This window comes from Paramagnetospirillum magneticum AMB-1 (assembly GCF_000009985.1).
GTDB classification, from domain to species: domain Bacteria; phylum Pseudomonadota; class Alphaproteobacteria; order Rhodospirillales; family Magnetospirillaceae; genus Phaeospirillum; species Phaeospirillum magneticum.
On the sequence record NC_007626.1, the window covers coordinates 1,208,784 to 1,230,735 of the forward strand.

Below are 21,952 nucleotides of genomic sequence, written 5' to 3' on the forward strand. Positions count from 1 at the left end.
GCGGGTCCGGGGCTTACCTCACGACATATAGGTCTCCTCCCCCATGTCCGTCAAGCCTTTCTCCCTCGACGATACCGTAATCCGGGCACTGGCAACGTCTCTGTCCCCGGAGCGCATGGCTACCTATGTCGCTGCGGCCGGTGGCGACCAGGAGAAGGCGTTGCGGCTCTACACCTGGAATACGGCGGTCAGCGCAGCGTTCTATGGCCCCTTGCAGGGGGTGGAGGTCGCCCTGCGCAATGCCATGCATAGGGAATTGTCCGCCACTTACGGTGTCGATTGGTATGACGATCCGCGCTGCGGCCTGGATGCCGGTACGCTCAGCCGAATCGCCGGCGCCAAGGATGAACTGAGGCGGGAAAATTATGTCGTCGATCCGCCCCATGTAGTCGCGGCGTTGTCGTTTGGCTTCTGGGTGGCGTTGCTGGGGCGCGGCGGCCATCCGCAGGGTGGTGCTGGCCCCAAGCGGAATTACGAAATGACCCTGTGGCGCCCCAGCCTGTTCCGGGCCTTTCCTAACGCCAAGCTTAGCCGAAGCCAAGTCCATAGCCCTCTGAATTACATGCGCACCCTACGAAATCGCATCGCCCATCACGAGCCGATTTTTTCCCGGCACCTCGATGCGGATTACCAGAGCATTCTGTCGGTTACCGGCTGGATTTGCCCAAGTACCCGCGACTGGATCGCCCACCACAGCCGTGTCGATGATATTCTTGCTCGGCCACAGGATGGTGATGATCTGCGATTTTGATAGCGGACAGAGGAGCTATTCCTCATCCACCTCCTGCGACAACCAGGAAACTGGCACCAGCTTGATCCCGTCACGCCAACGCTGACGCATCGCCCCTCGGAACCAATCCTGTAACAATTCGACGTGATCCACGACGATGATCTGCATTGGCGTTTCCGTCGTCGTGCAATAGTCCAGGAGCAGTTGGTAGAGACGTGTGACCGCGATCTGGTCTTCGTCATGGACATCGACCTCTCCCACATCCCGATCTGGCGGGTAATAGGCCTGGGAAGGCTGATCCAGCATCAGGAAGGCGGGGACAGGCCGATGGCGGGCACGGAACAACTTGTGCAGAGCCAAATGAGCCGCCACATGGTAACCGACCCAATTGGCCCCGCTGCCGATATTGGGCAGCATCAGTGGTCCCTTGATGGTATCGGCCACCACGGTGAGGCGGCGTCTGTCGAGCCGAAGCGGGTTGTTGCCGTGCTCCAACGCCAGGGTTCCGGCAATATCCGTCAGATCGCGTCCAACAAAACCAAGGGCCGTGGTCAGGCGTTCCTCCAGCAAATCCAGATCGAGCTTCTTTTCGAGAGCCGCGACCTCGGCCCGCAGGCGGGCGACTTCCAGTTTCAGGCCGTCGTTCGAGGTGACGGTACGCACATTTTCGAGGTAGTAGCCGATGCGTCCGGCGATGCGGGCCTGTTCGGTAAATTGGTCCTGCTCAATGCGAAGACGTTCGTTATCAGCGATACGCGCCGCGATATCGCTCTGAACTGCCCGGTGGAGTCCTTCGATATCCGTGCGCTTCGCCTCCAGTTCGGCGATACGGCCTTGAAGGCGGGGATTATCGCGGTGTACCGAATTCAATTGTCGCCCCAAGCCCGCCAAGGAACGCGTGATGTCGGTTACTGACGGTACCGGGGTGGCAAGATGACTTTCGCAAAGGGGGCAGCGATCCGGATGATCGCCTTCGCCTGACACAAGTCCGATCGCGCTCAACCTGACTTGCTGCTCATGGGCTTCAGCCACATAATCGGAGGCTTCCCGTTCAAGTCGTTTGAGGTCGCCGATTTCGTCCCGGATGTTCTGCAACTCTTCCCGCAGTCTCTGGCGGCGATCTTCAAGATCGGTGAGGTCGGCTGCCGGGTCGTCCATCTTGGCGTAAGCCCGCTCACGCGGAGCAGCGGCGGTGGCGAGGATTTCCCGCAATTGAACCGGGGTGTCGGCGAACACATCCGGAGGAACCAGCCCCACCCGCTTCGCCTCTCCCAGCAGTGATTCCGCAGTGACGGACGCCTTGCTTGAGAGTGCCTGGGCATCATTGAATTCCCGCTCCCGGTCGCGCAGACGTGCCCGTGCGTCCGCATATCGCTTCTGATTGATGTAGTGGTCGTCTCCCATGGCCCCGACAAAATAGGGAAGCGTATCGCGGATGGCGGCGGTAATGCCGTCTTCCCCTTGCCGATGAAAGAGCAGGCGTGGGTCGGCGATTTCATACTGGGCCTGAAGGCAGAAGAAGATGGCCTGGCTGGCCGATGCTTCCAGTGCGGGGCGCTGCGTCGTTCGCCGATCAGGCTCGTAAACGTTCTCGGATATGCCGAGCAAGATCGACAGGTGATCGCGCAAGCCATCGGCGGTCACATTCTTGTGGAAACCCTTGGAGCTGTCGGGCAGCACGGCGACGTTCCGTTGAAAATAGATCTCGTCGCTGGAGCGGCCACCTGGCTCCGCGTTGGGTCGTGCGATAAATATTCCTTCGCCATCGCGGTCAAGGAGGATGGAAAACCACGCTACGGTGTCGCGGATTACGCCGCCTCCCGACACGACGAAATCACTTCTCCCCCAGCAATAATCGACAATCCGAAGGAGACTTGATTTACCGGTCTGCGGCCCACCCGTAACGATATTGAGGCAGCCAAGGTCGAACATCACCTCTCGGCGCTCATCACTGTGGGAATAAAGGGCGATAGCGCGTAATTGCAGGGTCATGGCGTCACGCCCATGGTTTGGAGAATGGTGGTGACCGTTCCCTGGTTAGCGAACCAGCGGCCGAGTAACCCCGCAGCCCGGCGGGTCGAAGCAACGTCTTCGGAATCTACAGGCAATTTGGCCGAAAGCTTGAGGGGCGACACTCCCCGGCTCAGTCCGTCCGGCCCGAGCGCCAATGCCTTGTGCTGAACGAGAAAAAGAAGCGCCTCCCGCGTAACCGCGCGAAGAGACATCGCCCGCTCCGGCAATTCCGCCAGCAGGACATCATGGTCGGCGGACCATGTTGCGAACGTGGTATTCGCCCTACCGGGTAGCGCCTGGCGGGTTGGCAGATGCAGAACCAGCGGAAGGATGAGGAATGCGAATGGCAATGGAAATGGCCGTTCCGCCAAGCGTTCGTATTCCTGTGCCGCCCGCGCAATCAATTCCCCGCAGAAGGCCGGGTTGAGCAGCGCCGCCTCCTCGGAAGGGCGATTGTGCCAAGGCAGAAGGGAGCGCGCCTCCGCCATTTCAGCCGTCCTCATCCTTGCACAGGTCGGCGAAATCCCGGTGCCAACCCACCTTCAGCTCGTTGGCCAGCATGTGATAAGAGCCAACATTCAGGAATCGATGAACCTGGGCGCGAAACGGAAAGTGGGTATCGCTTTCAACCCATTGGTAAAGATCCTGCCCGGCATGCCGAAGCGTGGTGCTATCGGTCGGCTCCCCAGCATGCCGTTCCCGCATTCTTTCGAATCGGGGCTGCCATTCCTCGATCAGAGTGGCCTCGAAGTGGGTGATCTCGCCGTCGAGAACCACATGCTCCCGGACCCATTTCGATCTCTGGGCAAAGGCTCGGTAAAAATCTCGCTTGGCGAATTGGATGCGATTGCCGCCGACACCGATTGCTTTCAGCTGACGAACGAATGGGCGCCCTTCGTACTCGGCTTCGTGGGTGTCGGGCAGATCAGCATGCTCAAAATCAGCCACCAGCGCGTCCCGCTTCATCTGGTCGCGGATGTCGTCAAGCTTGGCTTCCAGGTCCAGGATCGAGATCGGTGCAGACGGCTTTTCCATCAGTGCCGTGCAGATGCGTGGCCACCACCATCCTTCCAGCAGTTCCCGGGCTTGGGCAGCCTTGCCGCGAGGGGCAATAATGCGGAGAGGACCGTCCTCAATGACTTGGTTCAGATCGGCAAGGGTTGCGTGACCGTCAAGCACCTCGACGGCACTGAGCAGGGCGATCCGCATTGTCGGCGTCAAAGCCAGGAAGGCTGAGTAGGCCGGCAGGAGCGCGGCGTTCCTCCCGCCTTCGGCAACTTTGGTCAGGGTATCGGCGGCTCCGACAGGATCGCGTGTACAAAGGTGGAGCGACCGCAGCTTAGCGGCGGCCTGTCCCTCTGGCGTCACCCCGGTGGTCACCAGGACGAAACATGTCCGCTGCGGGAGAGAGGGATCGACCTGTGTCGCCTCTGACCAGATGCGCAATGTCTTCCAGAGATCAACACTGTAGTCGGACAGGCTTGCCGCCCGATCCAAATGGTGCTTGGTCTGGAGGAGTTCGAGCGGGGTTCCGTTGATCTCGAACGAGATGTCGTCAAGCCGTTCGATTCCAACCTCGACGGGAGTTCCCGAATTGGCGTGTCTCAAACACAACGCGAGAGCGAGCCGGGCCTGATAAAGATAGCCCGCCGCTGATCCTGCCGCGCTAAAGTCAGTGCCGTCAGCCATCAGTCGCCCCCTGCTGTGCGATTGATGGTGTAGTATTTGTGCAATTCAGGCAACAAGAAGATGTCTCGGCACTTGAAGGGGAAATTCCCTCAGCAGGAGCAGTGGGGGAGTGCGCACAGTCAGTCCTTGAGCAACTCGTTCAAATGTCCTTGCCTTGTTTCCATGGTGGCGGATCGTATCGAGTCACGGCAAACATGCCCCAATCATAGCAAGTTCAGCGCCCATTGGATGCCGTCTCCAGCTCCAGCCGTGCGACTGCGGCATCGACCTGTGAGCGCAGGCTATTTTTCTGATCGGCGGGGGCGCTCTTGAAGCGGCGCAGCAGATCCTCAACCTCGATCAGAGTGGAGGTGGCATTGGCCGATGGACTGGTTCCCAGGCGGACGCGCATGGTCTCAATCTCAGCCGATTTCGCGGCAGCCCAGGCGCTGTCGGGGGAACTCGTGTTTTTCTCGGCGGCCAGAACCGTCCCGGAGATGAGGGCCGCCAGCACTGCGGCGATATGGAGATATTTCATGGATCACCTTCCTGGCATTAGGGTCTTTGGTGGCCGCCCCTCCTCGGCCGGATGGGATTCGTGGTGGATGATCCAATTGCCGCAAGCGGTCTGGATCATCAGCGACGTAGAGAGGCATGTTTCCTCAAACTGAGGCGCTTTCAACCAGCTTGCCGGGGAAAACGATGTTCGGCACGATAAATCGCCGGTTTCAACTGGTTGATGTTGGCCCATCTAACCCCCTTTGGAATGGGGTGATAAGCCACTTAAGGTGCAAAATCACGACACCTTCCTCGGCGGGTATATCCACCAGCATGGTCGATGTTTGCATGTGTTCTTCGCCTTCCGGTTCTGCGTAGATTTGGGCGCAGTCTATTTTTGGCGTATACAGGCATTTGTGCTACAGTGGCGCGCGATCGGTAAATACAAAGCTTGAATATAAGGCATGACTAAATGCTGATCGCTAACAGAGATGCTTTTTATCCTAAGTGTAGGTGGGTTGGACAATATGTCGATTGTCGAACATTGGGTTGATACCCCAGAGGTGGGGTGTAGAACGGTGGTCCGTCGGCACCCGGAGACGTTCGCCCACCATGCGTTGGGGGACGGCGCAGATTTCTTTTATGTATGTTCGGAAGGAGTGCCGGACATCAATTATAAGAAAGTCGTGATGCCCCATGATGCCCAGCTGTGGATTCGGGTGTTTCTCGCGGGGGGCGACGAATGTCTCCGGCCAGGAATCAGCGCCCCCATTGTGACTGATGAGGAGCGGTTCAGCGTCGGCATCTGCCGCCACCCGGCATCATTCTATCGAGCCCTGCCGGGAGGGGGCAGCTTCGAGCATGTCGCTTTGGCGCTGACCCCGGATCGGTTACGTGATTATTTCGGTGATACGCGTTGCCCACTTCCCTTGGCCAGAATGCTTGATGATCGTCCCGAGACGCTGGCCCTCACTCCGACTCGAACCGCACATATGGGGCGCATCGTGCACGATGTTCGCGGCGCCCCTTATCGCGGTAAAGCCCTGGATTTCTTCCTTCAGGGCAAGGTTCTGGAAATGTTGTCGGCGGTGGTTGACGTCCTGGACCAGGGGGGCGGCGGAGATGAACGGGTTCTTGGCCGAGAGCGGCGACGGCTTTTGGACGTGCGTGACCTGCTGCTGGCCAATCTGACCTCTCCGCCAGATCTGGTCACGGTGGCGCATCAGGTTGGTTCGTCGCCCCGCCGGTTGAACGAAGCGTTCCGCAGTGAATTCGGCATGACCGTACAACAGTGGCTTCTGGACCAGAAGATGGCCTTGGCCGCCCGGTTGCTGATTGTGGGGGAATTGTCCATCAAGGAAATCGCCTACAGGCTGGGATATGCCAACCGCAGCGCTTTCACGGCGGCCTTTTCTCAGCATTTCGGCGCTCCCCCAGCCGGATTCCGTGACGGGCAGGCGATGCCTCATCGCGCATCAGGCACGCCCTCCTAACACTTTAGGCAAGATTCCGTACACCACCTCGGTTCAATTTGGACCGCTCTTTGCGTTTTAATTCCGTGGTCGAAAGTATCGACGCGGAGAGCGCATGTCCGATGATGTCCAGCATCTTCATATCGGCCAAGGATTGGACGTAATCCTAACGCCTCCCTGTGCGCGGAAGGAACGTCTGAAGGCCGTCGTCCAACTCACCACATCCGATGGGCGGACTGTGGAGGCGGGCGGTGATTATACCTTGGTGGCACGAGTTTCCTCTGCTCGGCTGCGGATCATGCTTGGGCATGGGAATGACCATGGCTCTAGCTTGAACCAGCTGCTGCGCGGTGGATACGGACAGATCGAAATCGCCAATTCCGCATTGGTGCGTCGTGTCGCCGAAGATATCGCCCGCACACCTTATCGCGGGGCGGCTTTCAATCTTTACGTCCAGAGCAAGGTCATCGAACTGCTGGTAAACGAGGTCTCGATCTCGGAGGAGGGCGATGATCAGCGTATTGCCTATGCCGTTCGTGACATGCTTCTGGCTGATCCGGTATCGCCGCCGTCCATGGCCGAAATCTCGCGCATGATGGGCGTACCTCCCCGCAAGCTCAATGCCCAGTTCCGCGCCATTTTCGGCATGACCGCCTTTGAATGGCTGGTCGATTGGCGTCTGATCCGTGCCCGCGATCTGGTGATGGATGGCGGCGTCACGATCAAGGATATCGCCTTCTCGCTGGGCTATTCGCACGTCCCCACCTTTTCCGCCGCCTTTACCCGCCGCTTTGGCGTTGCGCCGTCCCGATTTAAGGCGATGCGCGCACAGGAGCAATTATCATGACTGTTATCCGGCGCAAATATCACAAGGCCAACTTGGGCATCATGGCCCTTGAACAGCGCATGATGTTCGATGGTGCCGCCGTAGTAGATGCTGCCCATGCCGCCGCCGATGCGGCAGCCAAGGCGTTGATCCCCGTTGTGACCGCCCCCACCTTGGTGCGTGAGGCTGACCCGTCCAAGGACGGCGGCAAGAAAGAGGTCGCGTTCGTCGATACCTCCGTCAGCGCCTACAAGACACTGGAAGCGGGAATTGGCGCTGGGATCGAGATCGTCGAGATCAGCGGCGGCCAAAGCGGCCTGGCCCAGATGGCGGCCTGGGCGGAAAGCCATAGCGGCTTTGATGCCATTCATGTGCTGTCGCACGGGGCTGAGGGGGCACTGTACGTTGGCAGCGACGTCGTCACCGATACCAGTCTATCGACAGCCGTTGTGCAGGCGGAACTGGATGAAATCGGGCACGCTCTGAAAGCCGGTGGCGATCTGCTGGTCTACGGCTGCGAAATCGCCAAGGGAGCGGATGGACAGAAATTCATCGATGATTTGGCCGCGCGAACAGGGGCGGATGTTTCCGCATCAACAGATAAAACGGGCGCCAGTGTCCAAGGTGGGAATTGGACACTGGAATATACTGTTGGGAACGTTGCCGCAGCATCATTTTATTTTGAAAACTACGATAGTCTGCTTGTGACAACGACATTTAGCGGCACACTCACGAATTCAGTAACATTCAATCGCCCATGGACTCCTTTTGATATCGCCGTCGCAGCTGATCCTGGAACGACTTTATATGCCCCATCTGAAGTCTTTACAGGGGGGCAGATATCTCAGACATCGCCAACAACATACAATTACACTGCGGCTACTTTTGTTCCATCCGTCACTGGCACTTATTCGATCAAGGTAACAGATGCGGCAATTATTGGATATTCATTTGACCCAACAGATGTCTTCATGTCCGTGTACGGTGGGAGCTTTGACTCGGCGCACCCCCTGGTTAATCTTCTCTGGGCGAATGACGACACAACGACCAGTGTTGACTACAAATCGAGTATCCAAAATGTCACACTGACGTCTGGAACCAGTTATGTCGTCATCATGACCGCCTATGACAGTGGCGTTACTGGAACTTATACTTTTGCCATCATCGGCCCAGGAAGCGGGACCTGGACATCGGGAACAGTTGCTGCTCCGTCTGGCCCCACCGTCACTGATGCAAAAATCTCCATCACCTCGACGCCGACCGGCACCAGCAGCACCTACAAGGTGGGCGATACGGTCACCGCGCGTTGGGACGATTCGGCCAGCGGCGACAATCAATCGGGCATTACCGGCGTCACCATGGATTTCAGCGCCTTCGGCGGCGGGTCAACGGTGACAGCAACCAACGACGGCAGCGGCCATTGGACGGCCAGCTATCAAATCGCCAGCGGCAGCATCGACGGCACCAACAAGAACGTCTCCGTCACCGCGACCAACGGCTCGGGCTCCACCACCACGGCGGATACCACCAATCTGAAGGTGGACAACCAGGCCCCGACCATCACCGCCGCCAAGATTTCCATCTCGGGCGCCACCGGCACGGGTGGAGCCTTCAAGGTTGGCGATACGGTTTCCGCGTCGTGGAACGCCACGGGCGATGGCAACAGCGACATCGCCGCCAGCGGCGTCAACATGGACTTCTCGGCCTTTGGCGGCGGGACGGTGGCAGCCACCAATTCATCTGGCACCTGGACGGCCACCTACACCATCGTCGACGGCAGCATCGACGGGACCAACAAGAACGTCAGCGTCACTGGCACCGATGACGCGGGCAACAGCACGTCCTTCACCGGCACCAACAACAAGATCGTGGACAACATCAAGCCCACGGTGACGACCGCCAAGATCTCCGTCTCGGGGGCCACCGGCACGGGTGGGGCCTTCAAGGTGGGCGACACCGTCACCGCGTCGTGGGACAACAGCGGTACGGGCGACAACAACGCCGACACCATCTCCAGCGCCACCGTGGACTTCTCGCAGTTCGGTGGCGGCGCGGCGGTGGCGGCCACCAATTCGTCCGGCACCTGGACGGCGACCTATGTCATCGCCAGCGGCAGCATCGACACCACCAACCGCAATGTCAGCGTTACCGCCACCGACAATGCGGGCAATGCCACGACCACCGCCGGGACCAACAACAAGACCGTCGATAATCAGCCGCCGACCGTCACCGCCGCCAAGATTGCCGTCTCGGGCGCCTCGGGCACGGGCGGCGCCTTCAAGATCGGCGACACCGTCACCGCGACGTGGAACAATTCGGGCAGCGGCGACAACAATGCCGACACCATCTCCGGCGTCACCATGGACTTCTCGCAGTTTGGTGGCGGCAGCGCGGTGACGGCCACCAACAGCGGCGGCACCTGGACGGCGACCTACAGTGTCGTTTCCGGCTCCATCAACGGTACCACCAACCGCAATATCAGCGTCACCGCCACCGACAATGCCGGAAACACCACCACCACGGCAGGAACCGGCAACAAGACGGTCGATAACGTTTTGCCGGTCATCACCAGCGTGGCGTTGAACACCTCGACCTACAAGATCGGCGACACCGTCACCGCGACCATCACGGTCAGCAGCGACAGCGATAGCTACACCTTGACGGGCGGATCGGCGACGATTGCCGGATTCACCTTCGGTAACCTGACCAAGACCGCCGCCACCACCTATACCGCGACCTATACGGTGCAGTCCGGTGATACCGATCTGATCAGCGGTTCGCCCACCGTCAACGTCGTGCTGGTGGATGGTCGCGGCAATGCCAGCAGCGCCTATACCACCACGGTCAGCAATGCCCCCATTACCATCAACGCGCACGCCCCCACCGATGTTGCCCTGAGCAATAGCAGCGTCAGCACCACGGGCGGCACCAATGCGGTGGTGGGCAACTTGTCCTCGACCGACGCCACGACCGGCGAGACCTTCTCCTATGCGCTGGTGGCCGGGGCCGGTTCGACCGACAACGCCAGCTTCAACATCAGCAGCGGCAATCTGCGCGCCAATGACCCCAATGCCTTGGGGGCGGGCACCTATTCGGTGCGCGTGCGCAGCACCGATGCCGCCGGCAATACCTTCGATAAAGTCCTCTCCGTCACCGCTGTCGCAGGGGCTTCGGTCGCCAGCCCCACGGTAAATGAAGATACCGATTCCGGGGCCATTTCCATCACCAAGGGCAATGCCGAAACCTATTACAAGATCACCGGCATCACTGGCGGCACGCTCTATTCCGATGCCGCCTATACCCAAGCCATCAACAACGGCGACTTCGTCGCCCAAGGTGGCGGAGGCGGTAACGGGACAACGACCAATGTCTATTTCCGCCCCACCGCCAATCGCAACAGCGCCAACGGCGGCAATGGCAGCTTTGTCCTGCAGGCGTCCAGCTCCAATGCCGATGCGGGACTGACCGGCCCCCAGGTCACCGGCACCGTCACCCTGACTCCGGTGGCCGACACGCCCAGCGTCAGCAATCCGACCATCGCCGAGGACGCCACCTCGCAGGCCATCACCATCACCCGCTCGGCCAATGACGGGGCGGAGACGACACATTACAAGGTCACCGGCATCACCGGCGGCACGCTGTATTCCGATGCGGGCCTGACCACGCAAATCAACAGCAATGACTTCGTTGCCAGCGGTGGGGCCACCACCACGGTGTATTTCAAGCCGACCGCCAACTGGAACTCCACCAAGGACGGCAATGCCAGCTTCGTGGTGCAGGCATCCTCGTCCAATGCCAATGGCGGATTGGGCGGCAGCACGGCGACCAGCACCATCATTGTCACCCCGGTGGCGGATACGCCCAGCGTCGCCAGCCCGACGGTCAACGAAGACACGGATACCGGCGCCATCGCCATTACCCGAGCGGCGGGCGACGGATCGGAAACCAGCCACTACAAGATCACCGGCATCACCGGCGGCACGCTCTATTCCGACGCGGGCTATACCACTCAGATCAACAACGGCGATTTCATCGCCAGCGCCGGGGGCACCACCAACGTCTATTTCCGCCCCACCGCCAACCGCAACACCACCACCGGCGGCAATGGCAGCTTCACGGTGCAGGCGTCCAAGTCCAACGCCGATGCCGGTCTCGGTGGCAGCACCGTGATCAGCACCGTTGCTCTGACCCCCATTGCCGATACGCCCAGCGTGACCAACGCCAACACCACGCCCAGCACCCAGACCTCGTCCGGCCTGGTGCTGTCCCGTGCGGTGGTGGACGGGACCGAGGTGACCTATTTCAAGATTACCGGCATCACCAACGGCAATCTGTTCAAGACCGATGGCACGACGCAGATCAACAATGGTGACTTCATCACCTTTGCCGAGGGCAACGCCGGTCTGAAGTTCATGCCCACCGGCGGCGGCGATGGCTCGTTCACGGCGCAGGCTTCGACCAGCAATGCCAATGGCGGCCTGGGTGGTTCGACCATCAATGCCACTATCGCCGTGGGGGCGGCGGTTGCCAACGCCACCGTCAATGAAGACACCGATACCGGGGCTGTCGCCATCACCAAGGGCGGTTCGGAGACCTATTACAAGGTCACCGGAATCACCGGCGGCACCCTGTACCGGGATGCGGCCTTTACCCAGGCGATCAACAGCGGCGACTTCATCGCCCAGGGCGGTGGGGGCGGCAACGGGACGACGACCAATGTCTATTTCCGTCCCACCGCCAACCGCAACAGCACCACCGGTGGCAATGGCAGCTTCACAGTACAGGCATCCGGTTCCAATGCCGATGCGGGGCTGACCGGCAACCAGATCTCCAGCACCATCACCCTGACCCCCATTGCCGATACGCCCAGCGTCACCAACGCCACGACGGCTCCGAACACGCAAAGCGCCAGCGGTTTGGTTCTGTCCCGCGCCACGGTGGACGGGGCCGAGGTGACCTATTTCAAGATCACCGGCATTACCGGCGGCAACCTGTACAAGAACGACGGCACCACGCAAATCGCCAACGGCACCTTCCTCACCTTTGCCGAGGGCAATGCTGGCCTGAAATTCACGCCGTCCAACGGCTCGACATCGGGCAGCTTCGTGGCGCAAGCCTCGACCAGCAATGCCAATGGCGGGCTGGGGGGCTCGACCGTCACTGCCAATATCGTGGTCAACAGCGCCCCGGTCGCGGCGGGTGGTGCTCTGACCCCACCGGGCGGCCAAGTGGGTGCGGCTTATACCTTCGCCATTCCCAACGGCACCTTCACCGATCCCGATGCCGGCGACACTCTCAGTTACAGCGCCTCCGGGTTGCCTACGGGCCTGACCATCAACGCCACGACCGGAGCCATTTCCGGCAATCCCTCCGCAGCCGGAACAGCCTCGGTCACCATCACCGCCACCGACAGCCATGGCGCGACGGCAACCAAAACCGGCTCCATCACGATCCAAGCCGCACCGGCTCCCGCACCAGCGCCAGCGCCGACCCCAGCACCGACGCCGACCGTCGAGCCTACTCCGGCTCCCAAGGTCGATCCCCTTGGCGATCCCAACAGCAAGGACAAGGGCGCCGATGGCTTGAGGACGGTGGTTCGCGATACGGGCTCCGGTACTGGCTCGGGCACCGGGACAGGTCTTGGAACCGGGACCGGATTCGGCCCGACCGTCAGCTTCGCCACCATCACCATCCCCACGGTGACGACACCCACGGCAAATGATGCGCCTGCGGCTGGTGCCCGGACGACGCAATCGGCCGGTCAAGTGTCCGCACAGGCCGCCGCCACGGGCATCGCTCCGGCATCCGTGACGATCATTCCCGCCGTAACCACCATCGCCGCCCCCAACGCCTTTCAGGTTGCCGTGGCGTCGAAGCCTGCGGGGGCCGGGGATGCCCTGGTGGTCAACGCCCCCCTCAAGGACGCGTTCGTGGTTGATGGCCGAATTTCGGTGACCGTGCCGCACGACGCCTTCGCCGATACCAAGGCCAACGCCACCGTGACTCTGGCGGCGCAACAGTTGAACGGCGCGGCGCTGCCGTCCTGGATGAGCTTCAACCCGCAAACCGGCACGTTCGAAGGCACGCCTCCGCCCGGTTTCAAAGGTGAGGTCGTGGTCAAGGTTGTCGCCCGCGACAATGACGGCCGTGAGGCGGTGCAGACCTTCAAAATCGTGGTTGGCGAGGGCAATCAGGGCCGCACCGAACCTGGCCAGGGCGCACCCCAGGGTCAGGGGCAAGACGGCCGGGACCGCACCGGGGATACCGGCTCCGGGACCAAGCATGCGAGCGCCAAGCCGATGGGCAAGATCAGCCTGTCCGAGCAATTGCGGGCCATGAGCAAGGAAGGGCGGCTGGCCAAACAGGCCGCCCTGTTCAGCAACCTTAAGACTGGCGGCAAGGCCGCGTGATGTTCAGGGGGAAGGATCATATGACTCGTACTTTTTCCACCGCCGGAAGGCTTCTGGCATCGGCCTCCATGGTTGCATTGCTGGCTGCCTGCGCGGTGACGCCCGAGCCTTTCACCAAGGATGAACTGGCGACCCAATCCGTCGATGACCGGACGGCGATGTTCAAGGGCGGGGAGCCGCTGACCGGCCCCCTGACGGTGTCCGACGCCATCGCCCGCGCCCTGCGCTACAACTTGGATAAGCGGTCCAAGATGATGGAGGAGGCTCTGGCCCTGGGCCAGACCGATGTGGATCGCTGGGATCTGCTGCCCAAGCTGACGGCGAATGCTGGCTATAACGAGCGGTCGGAACCGAATGCCACCCGGTCGCGCGACCTGTACACCCAGACCACCTCGACCTCGAATCCCAGCTATTCGGCGGATCGCGTTTCCAAGACCGTCGACCTGACCATGTCGTGGAACGTGCTGGATTTCGGCCTGACCTACTTCACCGCCAAATCCAATGCAGACCGCGCCCTGGTGGCGACCGAGCGCCGCCGTAAGGCCGTCCACAACCTGATTTCCGAGGTGCGCTTCGCCTTCTGGCGGGCCGCCGCCTATCAGACCCTGAACGATGAGGTCAACAAGGCGGTGGCCGAGGCCCGTGTCGCCTTGGGCAAGGCCAAGCAAGTGGAGCAGGAGAACCTGAAGGCGCCGGTCGAATCCCTGCGCTACCAGAAATCCCTGCTGGAAACCCTGCGCCAGTTGACCGCCATCCAGCAGGAACTATCCACCGCCCGCATCGAGCTGGCGGCGCTGATCAACGTGCCGCCGGGCACCGAGATTAAGCTGGCGGTTCCCGAGACCATGGCGCCGCCTCAATGGGACACGTCCCTGGACCGCATGGAGGAGCAGGCGTTCCTCAATAACCCGGATCTGCACGAACAGGGCTATCTCAGCCGCATCACCCTGGACGACACCAAGAAGGCCATCATCAAGATGCTGCCGGGCGTCACGTTCTCGGCCGGTCGGAATTACGATTACAACAGCTTCCTGATGGACAATCACTGGTACGAGGCCGGGGCCAAGCTGTCGTGGAATCTGATGAATGTGATTTCCGGCCCTTCGGCGCTGAAATATGCCGAGTCCAACGAAGAAGTCGCCAAGGCCCGGCGGATCGCCCTGCGCATGGCGGTTTTGGCCCAGGTGCATGTGTCGGAACGTCAGTTCCGCAACGCCAGCAGCCAGTTCGAGCAATCCGACGAATTGTGGAAGGTGGACAAGCGCCTGGCCGAACTTTCCGATGCCAAGGCGGCCAATGACGCCAGCGGCATGCTGGAACGGGTGGCTGGCCATGCCTCGGCCATCGCCTCGCAGCTTCGCCGCTTCCAGACCTACGCCCAGGTCGAGCAGGCTTACGCCAAGATGCAGGCCACCATGGGCGATGATCTGCTGCCCGACAGCATCAAGGCCGAGAACCTTGGTGACTTGTCGAAACTGGTCGCCAAGCGTCTGGATCAGTGGGGTAAGGGCCAGATGGCGGTGACGGAGGTCGCGGCCCCGGCTTCCGCTCCTGTGGCGGCACAGGAGGTTGCTCCAACTGAAGATAAATCCGACCTGCTGTCCAATGTCTTCCGCTTTATCCGAGAGGGATTGAAGCAACCTGCGGAACCGGAGAAACAGTCCGAAGCGGATGCGCCGCGCCCCAATGACAATCGCCCCCCCATGGCTGGCGATGTGGCATCGGCACGCTGATGCGTGCCGCATTATACGCCTTGGCGGTGATCCTGCCGGTTACCGCCTGGGCGCAAGCCCCGCAGAGCGACATCCGCGCTCAATTGACGCCCCGTGATTACACCACCCTGGCCGCCGAGATCGGCGCCAAGGTAGAGCGCATCGCCGTGCGTGAGGGGGAACGGTTTACCAAGGGCCAAGCACTGGTAGCCTTCGACTGCTCGATCCAGAAGGCACAATTATCCGAGGCCCGTGCCTCATTATCGGCGGCCGACAAGACGTTGGCGGTGAATAAGCGACTGCTGGAGCTGCAGACTATCGGCAAGCTGGAGAATGACGTATCGATGGCTGAGGCCGACAAAGCCCGCGCCAAGGAAGTCGCCAGTGCTGCCGTGGTCGCCAAATGCCAGATCACCGCCCCCTTCGATGGCCGGGTGGTGGAACAAAAGGTGCGTTCCCAGCAATTCGTCCAGCCCGGGCAAGCGCTGCTGGATATCCTGGATGATTCCGAGCTCGAGCTGGATTTCGTGGTGCCCTCCAAATGGCTGGTCTGGCTGAAGCCGGGGCACGGCTTCCAGGTGGTCATCGACGAGACGGCCAAGACCTATCCGGTCAAGATGACACGGGTCGGCGCCCGCATCGATCCGGTCAGCCAGACGGTCAAGGTGACCGGCACCATTGGCGGACGCTTTCCAGAATTGTCGGCGGGCATGAGCGGCAAGGTGCTGCTGGCTCCGCCGCCATGAACGAGATCATCCTCTCGCTTCTTGATCTGCAAAGCCGCATTCTGGCTGCCAAGCGGCCCGTCGAAGTGGCCTTTCTGGCCGTCGATCTGACGCACACCCTGATCCCCTATCGCCAAGCCGTGTTGTGGAGCAAGGCTGACGGCGTGATCACCCTGTCCGGCGCCGCCGTGGTCGAAAACGGCTCGCCCTACGTGCTGTGGCTGGGACAGGTGTTTGGCATTCTGTCCGATCTTGACGGCCCCGCAGCATTCACCGCCATGGATCTGCCGAAGTCCTTGGCCGAGCAATGGGCCGACTGGCTGCCCGCTCATGCCCTGGCTTTGCCCATGGACGGAGAGATGCTGGTCTATGCCCGCGACGAAGCGTTCGGCCCCCAGGAAATCGCACTGCTGGCCCATCTAGCCGCGCTGGTACGGACGGCGCGGCGCGCCCTGTTGCCGCGTACCACGCTGCAGGACCGCATGAAGGCGCTGGACAGCCGCCGCACCCGCATTATCGCCATTGCCGCCTTGGGCGTCGCGCTGTTCCCGGTGACCGGCTCCGTGCTGGCTCCGGCCGATTCCGCGCCTGCTCATCCGGTGATCGTGCGGGCGCCGCTGGACGGGGTAGTCGATCATATCACCGTGCAGCCCAACGACACGGTCACCGAAGGTCAGGCCCTGTTTGAACTGGATGCCACCCAACTTGCAGGCAGGCTGGATGTGGCCCGAAGCCAATGGGGCACCGCCGAAGCCGAATACCGTCAGGCGGCGCAGGCCATGGTGTTCGATGCCAAGGCCAAGGCGCAGGTCGCCATCCTGGCGGGCAAGGCGGAAGAAAAATCCGCCGAGGTTCGCCTGCTGGAAAACCAATTGGCCCGCATCGCCGTCAAATCTCCCCGTGCCGGAATCGCCGTGTTCGACGATCCCACCGACTGGATCGGCAAGCCCGTGGTGGTGGGGGAAAAAGTGATGGCGGTGGCCGATGAAAAGGACACCGAGGTCGAAGCCTGGGTTGCCGCCGCCGACGTGGGCGAAGTCAAGGTTGGGGCCAAGCTGACCTTGTTCCTCAACACCGCCCCTTTGTCCCCGGTGCGGGCCAAGGTCAAAATCATTGCCTACGAGGCCAGCGCCCGTCCCGACAGCACCATTGCCCACCGCGTGCGGGCCAGCCTGGACGAGATGGAGATCCGCCCCCGTCTGGGCCTGAAGGGAACGGCCCGCATCGATGGCGACACCGTTCCCTTGATCTGGTGGTTGTTCCGAAAGCCGCTGGCGACAATGCGGCAATTCGTGGGTTTCTGACCATGATCGCCGCAGCCACCCTCCCGCCGCTGCGTGAAGAACTGACCATTCATGATGGCCCGGTGGGGCATGATGGCGCTCCCACCTGGACCCTGCACGATCCGCTGCGCAATCAGTTCTATCGGCTAACATGGTCCGCTTTCGAGGCGCTGTCGCGCTGGCGCCTGGGTGACCCGGAACAGGTGGCGGCGGCGGTCTCGGCGGAAACCACCCTGCGGATCGAGGCGGAAGATGTCGGTGAGGTGCTGGACTTCCTGACCCGCAGTCAGTTGCTGAAGCCCTCCTCGCCCATGGACGTGGCCCGCCTGTTGGCAATTCACGATGCCCATAAGACCGGCTGGCTGACTTGGCTGTTGCACCATTACCTGTTCTTCCGCATCCCCCTGGTCCGTCCCAACCAGATCCTTGATGTCATGCTGCCATGGGTGGGCTGGATGGGCGGGCGCGCCTTTCGCCTTGCCACGCTGATCGCACTGCTGGCCGGGCTATTTCTGGTTGGACGGCAATGGAACGTTTTTACGACGACGTTCGTGGATCACTTTTCCATGGAGGGGCTGGCCTCGTTCGGCATTGCCCTGGGGGTGGCGAAGATCATTCATGAACTTGGCCATGCGCTGGTCGCCAAATCCTACGGCCTACGTGTTCCCACCATGGGGGTGGCATTCCTGGTGCTGATGCCGGTGTTGTACACCGACGTCAACGAAGCCTGGAAGCTGACCAGCCGCCGCCAGCGCCTAATGGTGGGTGGGGCAGGCATCCTGGCCGAACTGACGCTGGCGGTGTGGGCGACCCTGGCCTGGGGGCTGCTGCCCGATGGCATGGTTCGGGGCATGGCCTTCACCTTGGCAGCCACCACCTGGATCTCTTCGCTGGCCATCAATCTCAGTCCGTTCATGCGCTTCGACGGCTACTTCCTGGCCATGGACGCGCTGGACATGCCCAATCTGCACAACCGGGCCTTTGCCCTGGCCCGCTGGCATCTGCGCGAAGTGCTTTTCAGGATCGGTGAAGCGATCCCCGAGCGTTTCCCACCGCACATCCAAGCCGCGATGGTCGGCTTCGCCTGGGCGGTATGGATCTACCGCCTGACCCTATTCCTCGGCATCGCCGCGCTGGTCTACCACTTCTTCATCAAGGTGGTGGGGGTGATCCTGTTCGCGGTGGAAATGGGGTGGTTCGTGCTGCGGCCGTTTTTCGTGGAGTTTGGTGAGTGGAGGAAACGGGCCGGGGCCATCCGCACCACCAAACGCAGCCGCATCACCTTCGGCCTGTTTGCCATCCTGATTCTTCTGGCCATCGTGCCGTGGAACGGCCGCGTTGCGGCTCCGGCCATGCTGAAGGGCAAGGACCATGTGACGCTCTACGCTCCCTCTCCGGGCATCTTGTCCGAGATTGCCGTGGCAACCGGCGATACGGTGGCGGTGGGGGCGATTCTGGCCCGGCTCGACAATCCCGACATGACGCTACGCCTGCATCAGGCCGAACGGCGGATCGGGGTTCTAAAATATGAACTGGAAGCCGTGGGATTCGAGGACACCTTCCGCAACCGAGCCAAGGCCATTGCCCAGGAACTGGAGGCCGTAACAGCCGAGCGCACGGCCCTGTTGCGGGACCAGGCCCGCCTGACCCTGACCGCCCCTATTGCCGGTTCGGTGGTTGATCTGTCCCCCATGGTGCAAACCGGCCAGTGGCTCAACCCCAAGGAACCGATTCTGGGACTGACGGCCGGAGGGCAGATCGAAGCCTATGTGGCCGAGGATGATCTGCCGCGCATCACGGTCGGGGCCAGCGCCACCTTCATCACCGAAGGCATGGCCGGCGCTCGTGCCGCTACCGTCACCGCCATCGACCGCACGGCGGTAAAGGCGCTCACCGATCCGCAGATGACGGTGCCCTATGGTGGCTCCATCCCCGCCCGTTTCGACAATAAAGCCCTGGCGCCCGACGTGGCGGTCTATCGCGTGCGGCTGTCGGTGGGTGGGGAAAGCGTTTCCACCCCCTTGCGGGGGCAAGTCCACATCGATGGTGAACGCCGCTCCCTGTTGGGGCGCGTCTTGCGTGGGGCGGCGGCCGTCATCATCCGTGAATGGGGGGCGTGATGGCGGCTCCAGCGGCGATATTCATCGGAAAGGAATCTGACCTTGCCCGCAAGGCCGTCGTCAGTTTCCACGAGATTGGAATACCTCTGGCGATCTTCAGCCCGGACGAAATCTCGTCGATTGATTCAGCCGACATCTCGGAATCCGTCTTCATCCTCAATCTTGATGATTTCCCTGAAGACAGCCTGCGGCCTATCGAGGCGATCCGGTCCTGTTTCGGATGTGTCCCAGGGATCATCGCCATCGGCACCGGAGGCTCACCCACCAAAGAATTCGATGCCGGGGCGGATTTGCATCTCGACCCCAGAAACGCGGATGAACTCTTGCCTAGCGCGTTCATGGTGCTTCGGGACGCGTTACTTAAGCAAGGTAAAGGTGACCCATGAATAACATCTACATCGCTACGGGGCTGTGTTTGTGAATGCTGCTGGAAAGTTCAAGTCAATGAGTGAGCCCGGAGTGCGTCCCAATAAATCATCCAGAGCACTTGGGATATTGTCACGTCGGCCATTGTGTTCGCGCTTTCGGCAACAAAGCTGGCTATAGCCCCGAAGGCGTCCGAGAAAAACAACATCATGCTTTGCGAACTATGACCTTGATGCATCATCTATTTACAGGGGGCGCCAATATAATTGGTTGCTCTCGGAAAGCCGCCAAACCGAGATCGTCATGAACGATCTCGGTTCACGAATAGATGCCGCCTCGTTGACAGGAGGCAATCCACCGCATTGGTCTCAGGCAGATCCGTTTCTGTTGCTGTGCCGCAGATGTTTCACCTCTCCTTCCGACGTCACGTCAGAAGGCATCTCGATTTGCGTTGCCCAAGATGGGCTCACGGCCAGCGTCTACTACCTGAAGAACCCCTGGCTGCTGTGCATCGAGCAGCGTGTCTCGCTGCCGGAAAGGAAAAGCTCCATGTCCTCCAAGATCACCATTCACGGCTCGGTGGTGAACGTCATCGAAAACAACAACGCTCCCATCTATATCGATGCCCGTGCCGTGGATGTGGACGCCAGCGTCAGCAATGGGACGTCTCGCGCATCGGCAGAAATCCCAAATTTCGAGTGCAGTCCCGACTACACCAGGGTTTCGTTGCGGGGTAAGGCATTCCGCTTTGGCGCTTTGCAGGCCAGCATCATCCGCATTCTGCATGGCGCCAGCACGACATCCTCGCCTTGGGTTTCTGAGCGGCACCTCTTGGCCCAGACCGGGTCGCGCAGCGAAGCCTTGCGCCATGTCTTCCGCAATCACGACCGCGACGCCTTGTTCGAAATGGACCCGCTGGGCCGGGTCCGACTGCGTTTGTGATTGTCAAGGTGAGGACACGGTGACGGTTCGTCACCGCCCGAGTCACGCCCCGTCACCGTACAGAATCTGATCCCACCGCCATGCTTCCGCGAGTTTTTTCATCGCGGAGCATGCCGTCATGGCCGAACGTTTCCTATGCCAGAAGCAACTGGCAAAACGGTGGGGCATATCCCACCGCACCCTCGAAAGCTGGCGATACCGGGGAATCGGGCTTCCATACCTGAAGCTGGGCGGCAGGATCGTCTACCGGATCGGGGATATCGAAGCCTACGAGGCCCAGCAGACCCATGGCGGCTTTGAGGGTGACGGCGATCCCCCGGTTCGGTTCGAAGACGTCGATCCCCGGCACATGGATGGTGGTCGATGCTGACCGCCGCCGCCTTTCTGGCCTGGGCCAAGAACGCCGGTCCCGGCGACACCATCACCTATCACGAAGGGCTGTTGAGCGAGGACCGAACCTCCGGCCCGTCGCTGCTGCCTGAAAAGGCCCGTGCCGAACTGCACCGGATGGCGGGCCACGCCATGGGGCTGGCCGTAAGTGGCGGGGTGCTGCTGGTTCAGCGCCGCCTCGAGCCGGGCCGCATCGCCTACATCGCCATCAAGCCCAAAGACCATCAGCCCCGGAGGAAGTGGTCATGACCATTCCCAATCGCCCCCGCCTTGCCGATCTGCTCCAGATGCCGTTGGGTGAAATCGCCGCCCTGTCGGGCGAGACACTGGCCCTGTTGCAGGAAGAGGCCGACGCGGCATTGCGCCACGCCAAAGCTGCCAAGGATCTGCTCGACGGCGCTCTGGATCGTAAATACGGCCCCCTGGCCACCGAATACCGCCGCCAGGACGGCAAGGACACCGGGACCGTTCGCTTCGACGACGGCGCGGTCACCGTGGTCGCCGATCTGCCCAAGAAGGTGGAGTGGGACCAGGAGCAGTTGGCGGCCACCGTCGAACGCATCCGTGCCAGTGGTGACGATCCCGCCGAATACGTCGATCTCGCCTTCAAGGTCTCGGAACGTAAATACGGCGCCTGGCCCGCCCATATCCGGGCTGCCTTCGAATCGGCCCGCACGGTCAAGACCGGCAAGCCGACCTTCAGCCTGAAGCCCATTACCCCCTGAGACACGGCGGGGCAGCCCGTTCCGCAAGGGCGGGCAGGTTCCCCTTCGGCGCCCGGTCAACGCCCCGTCGTT

General features: G+C 61.3%; 18 protein-coding genes and 1 pseudogene. 14 read left to right on the top strand and 5 right to left on the bottom strand.

Features of this window, described 5'->3' with window-relative positions; genetic code table 11:
* Nucleotides 1-43: 43 nt before the first annotated feature.
* Nucleotides 44-751 carry an Abi family protein gene (locus AMB_RS05745; RefSeq protein WP_011383544.1) on the top strand — a complete coding sequence of 236 codons (708 nt, stop codon included), beginning with the start codon at nt 44-46 and terminating at the stop codon, nt 749-751.
* A gap of 15 nt (nt 752-766) precedes the next feature.
* Here AMB_RS05745 and AMB_RS05750 read toward each other — a convergent pair whose 3' ends face one another.
* From AMB_RS05750 to AMB_RS05765, 4 genes are all read right to left on the bottom strand, one after another.
* Nucleotides 767-2,722, bottom strand: coding sequence for a DUF3732 domain-containing protein (locus AMB_RS05750; RefSeq protein ID WP_011383545.1), 1,956 nt, complete (start codon nt 2,720-2,722; stop codon nt 767-769).
* Nucleotides 2,719-3,231, bottom strand: coding sequence for a three component ABC system middle component (locus AMB_RS05755; protein WP_011383546.1), 513 nt, complete (start codon nt 3,229-3,231; stop codon nt 2,719-2,721). Before AMB_RS05755 ends, AMB_RS05750 begins: the two co-directional genes overlap by 4 nt.
* Nucleotide 3,232: 1 nt before the next feature.
* Complete coding sequence (locus tag AMB_RS05760) at nt 3,233-4,432, bottom strand: ABC-three component system protein (RefSeq protein ID WP_043743549.1); 1,200 nt, start codon at nt 4,430-4,432, stop codon at nt 3,233-3,235.
* Nucleotides 4,433-4,646: 214 nt separating this feature from the next.
* Nucleotides 4,647-4,949: a hypothetical protein gene (locus tag AMB_RS05765; RefSeq protein WP_011383548.1), complete on the bottom strand. Its 303-nt coding sequence runs from the start codon at nt 4,947-4,949 to the stop codon at nt 4,647-4,649.
* 487 nt (nt 4,950-5,436) lie between these two features.
* On the opposite strand from AMB_RS05765, the gene AMB_RS05770 reads away from it, so the two are divergent.
* Both AMB_RS05770 and AMB_RS05775 read left to right on the top strand, forming a co-directional pair.
* Nucleotides 5,437-6,402 (top strand): helix-turn-helix transcriptional regulator, encoded by a 966-nt coding sequence (locus AMB_RS05770; RefSeq protein WP_011383550.1) that lies wholly within the window; start codon nt 5,437-5,439, stop codon nt 6,400-6,402.
* Between the two features lie 94 nt (nt 6,403-6,496).
* Complete coding sequence (locus tag AMB_RS05775; RefSeq protein ID WP_083763442.1) at nt 6,497-7,228, top strand: helix-turn-helix transcriptional regulator; 732 nt, start codon at nt 6,497-6,499, stop codon at nt 7,226-7,228.
* On the opposite strand, the gene AMB_RS26310 is transcribed toward AMB_RS05775, so the two are convergent.
* Nucleotides 7,129-7,578: a hypothetical protein gene (locus tag AMB_RS26310; RefSeq protein WP_231848994.1), complete on the bottom strand. Its 450-nt coding sequence runs from the start codon at nt 7,576-7,578 to the stop codon at nt 7,129-7,131. The two genes, AMB_RS05775 and AMB_RS26310, sit on opposite strands and share 100 nt — an antisense overlap.
* On the opposite strand from AMB_RS26310, the pseudogene AMB_RS26955 reads away from it, so the two are divergent.
* From AMB_RS26955 to AMB_RS05825, 11 genes and pseudogenes are all read left to right on the top strand, one after another.
* Nucleotides 7,477-7,830: pseudogene (locus AMB_RS26955) on the top strand (DUF4347 domain-containing protein); the annotation flags it as partial. The gene AMB_RS26310 and the pseudogene AMB_RS26955 overlap by 102 nt on opposite strands.
* A 492-nt stretch (nt 7,831-8,322) precedes the next feature.
* Nucleotides 8,323-13,617, top strand: a complete 5,295-nt coding sequence (locus AMB_RS05780) for a putative Ig domain-containing protein (RefSeq protein WP_231848995.1) — start codon at nt 8,323-8,325, stop codon at nt 13,615-13,617.
* A 20-nt stretch (nt 13,618-13,637) separates the two neighbouring features.
* The gene (locus AMB_RS05785) at nt 13,638-15,350 is read left to right on the top strand and encodes a TolC family protein (protein ID WP_148207310.1); all 1,713 of its coding nucleotides are present in this window, start codon (nt 13,638-13,640) and stop codon (nt 15,348-15,350) included.
* Entirely contained in the window at nt 15,350-16,075 is a 726-nt protein-coding gene (locus AMB_RS05790; protein ID WP_011383554.1) for an efflux RND transporter periplasmic adaptor subunit, read from the top strand. The genes AMB_RS05785 and AMB_RS05790 overlap by 1 nt, the downstream gene beginning before the upstream one ends.
* Nucleotides 16,072-17,358: an efflux RND transporter periplasmic adaptor subunit gene (locus tag AMB_RS05795; RefSeq protein ID WP_011383555.1), complete on the top strand. Its 1,287-nt coding sequence runs from the start codon at nt 16,072-16,074 to the stop codon at nt 17,356-17,358. The genes AMB_RS05790 and AMB_RS05795 overlap by 4 nt, the downstream gene beginning before the upstream one ends.
* A gap of 2 nt (nt 17,359-17,360) precedes the next feature.
* Nucleotides 17,361-19,457 carry an HlyD family efflux transporter periplasmic adaptor subunit gene (locus tag AMB_RS05800; RefSeq protein WP_011383556.1) on the top strand — a complete coding sequence of 699 codons (2,097 nt, stop codon included), beginning with the start codon at nt 17,361-17,363 and terminating at the stop codon, nt 19,455-19,457.
* Nucleotides 19,457-19,843 carry a hypothetical protein gene (locus tag AMB_RS05805; protein ID WP_011383557.1) on the top strand — a complete coding sequence of 129 codons (387 nt, stop codon included), beginning with the start codon at nt 19,457-19,459 and terminating at the stop codon, nt 19,841-19,843. The genes AMB_RS05800 and AMB_RS05805 overlap by 1 nt, the downstream gene beginning before the upstream one ends.
* Nucleotides 19,844-20,126: 283 nt before the next feature.
* A complete protein-coding gene (locus tag AMB_RS24975) occupies nt 20,127-20,765 on the top strand; it encodes a hypothetical protein (RefSeq protein WP_148207311.1) in 639 nt (212 codons plus the stop codon).
* Between the two features lie 118 nt (nt 20,766-20,883).
* Nucleotides 20,884-21,135, top strand: coding sequence for a helix-turn-helix transcriptional regulator (locus tag AMB_RS05815; protein ID WP_043743558.1), 252 nt, complete (start codon nt 20,884-20,886; stop codon nt 21,133-21,135).
* Nucleotides 21,129-21,404, top strand: coding sequence for a hypothetical protein (locus AMB_RS05820; RefSeq protein ID WP_011383559.1), 276 nt, complete (start codon nt 21,129-21,131; stop codon nt 21,402-21,404). Before AMB_RS05815 ends, AMB_RS05820 begins: the two co-directional genes overlap by 7 nt.
* Nucleotides 21,401-21,880: a hypothetical protein gene (locus AMB_RS05825; RefSeq protein ID WP_011383560.1), complete on the top strand. Its 480-nt coding sequence runs from the start codon at nt 21,401-21,403 to the stop codon at nt 21,878-21,880. The genes AMB_RS05820 and AMB_RS05825 overlap by 4 nt, the downstream gene beginning before the upstream one ends.
* Nucleotides 21,881-21,952: the final 72 nt, after the last annotated feature.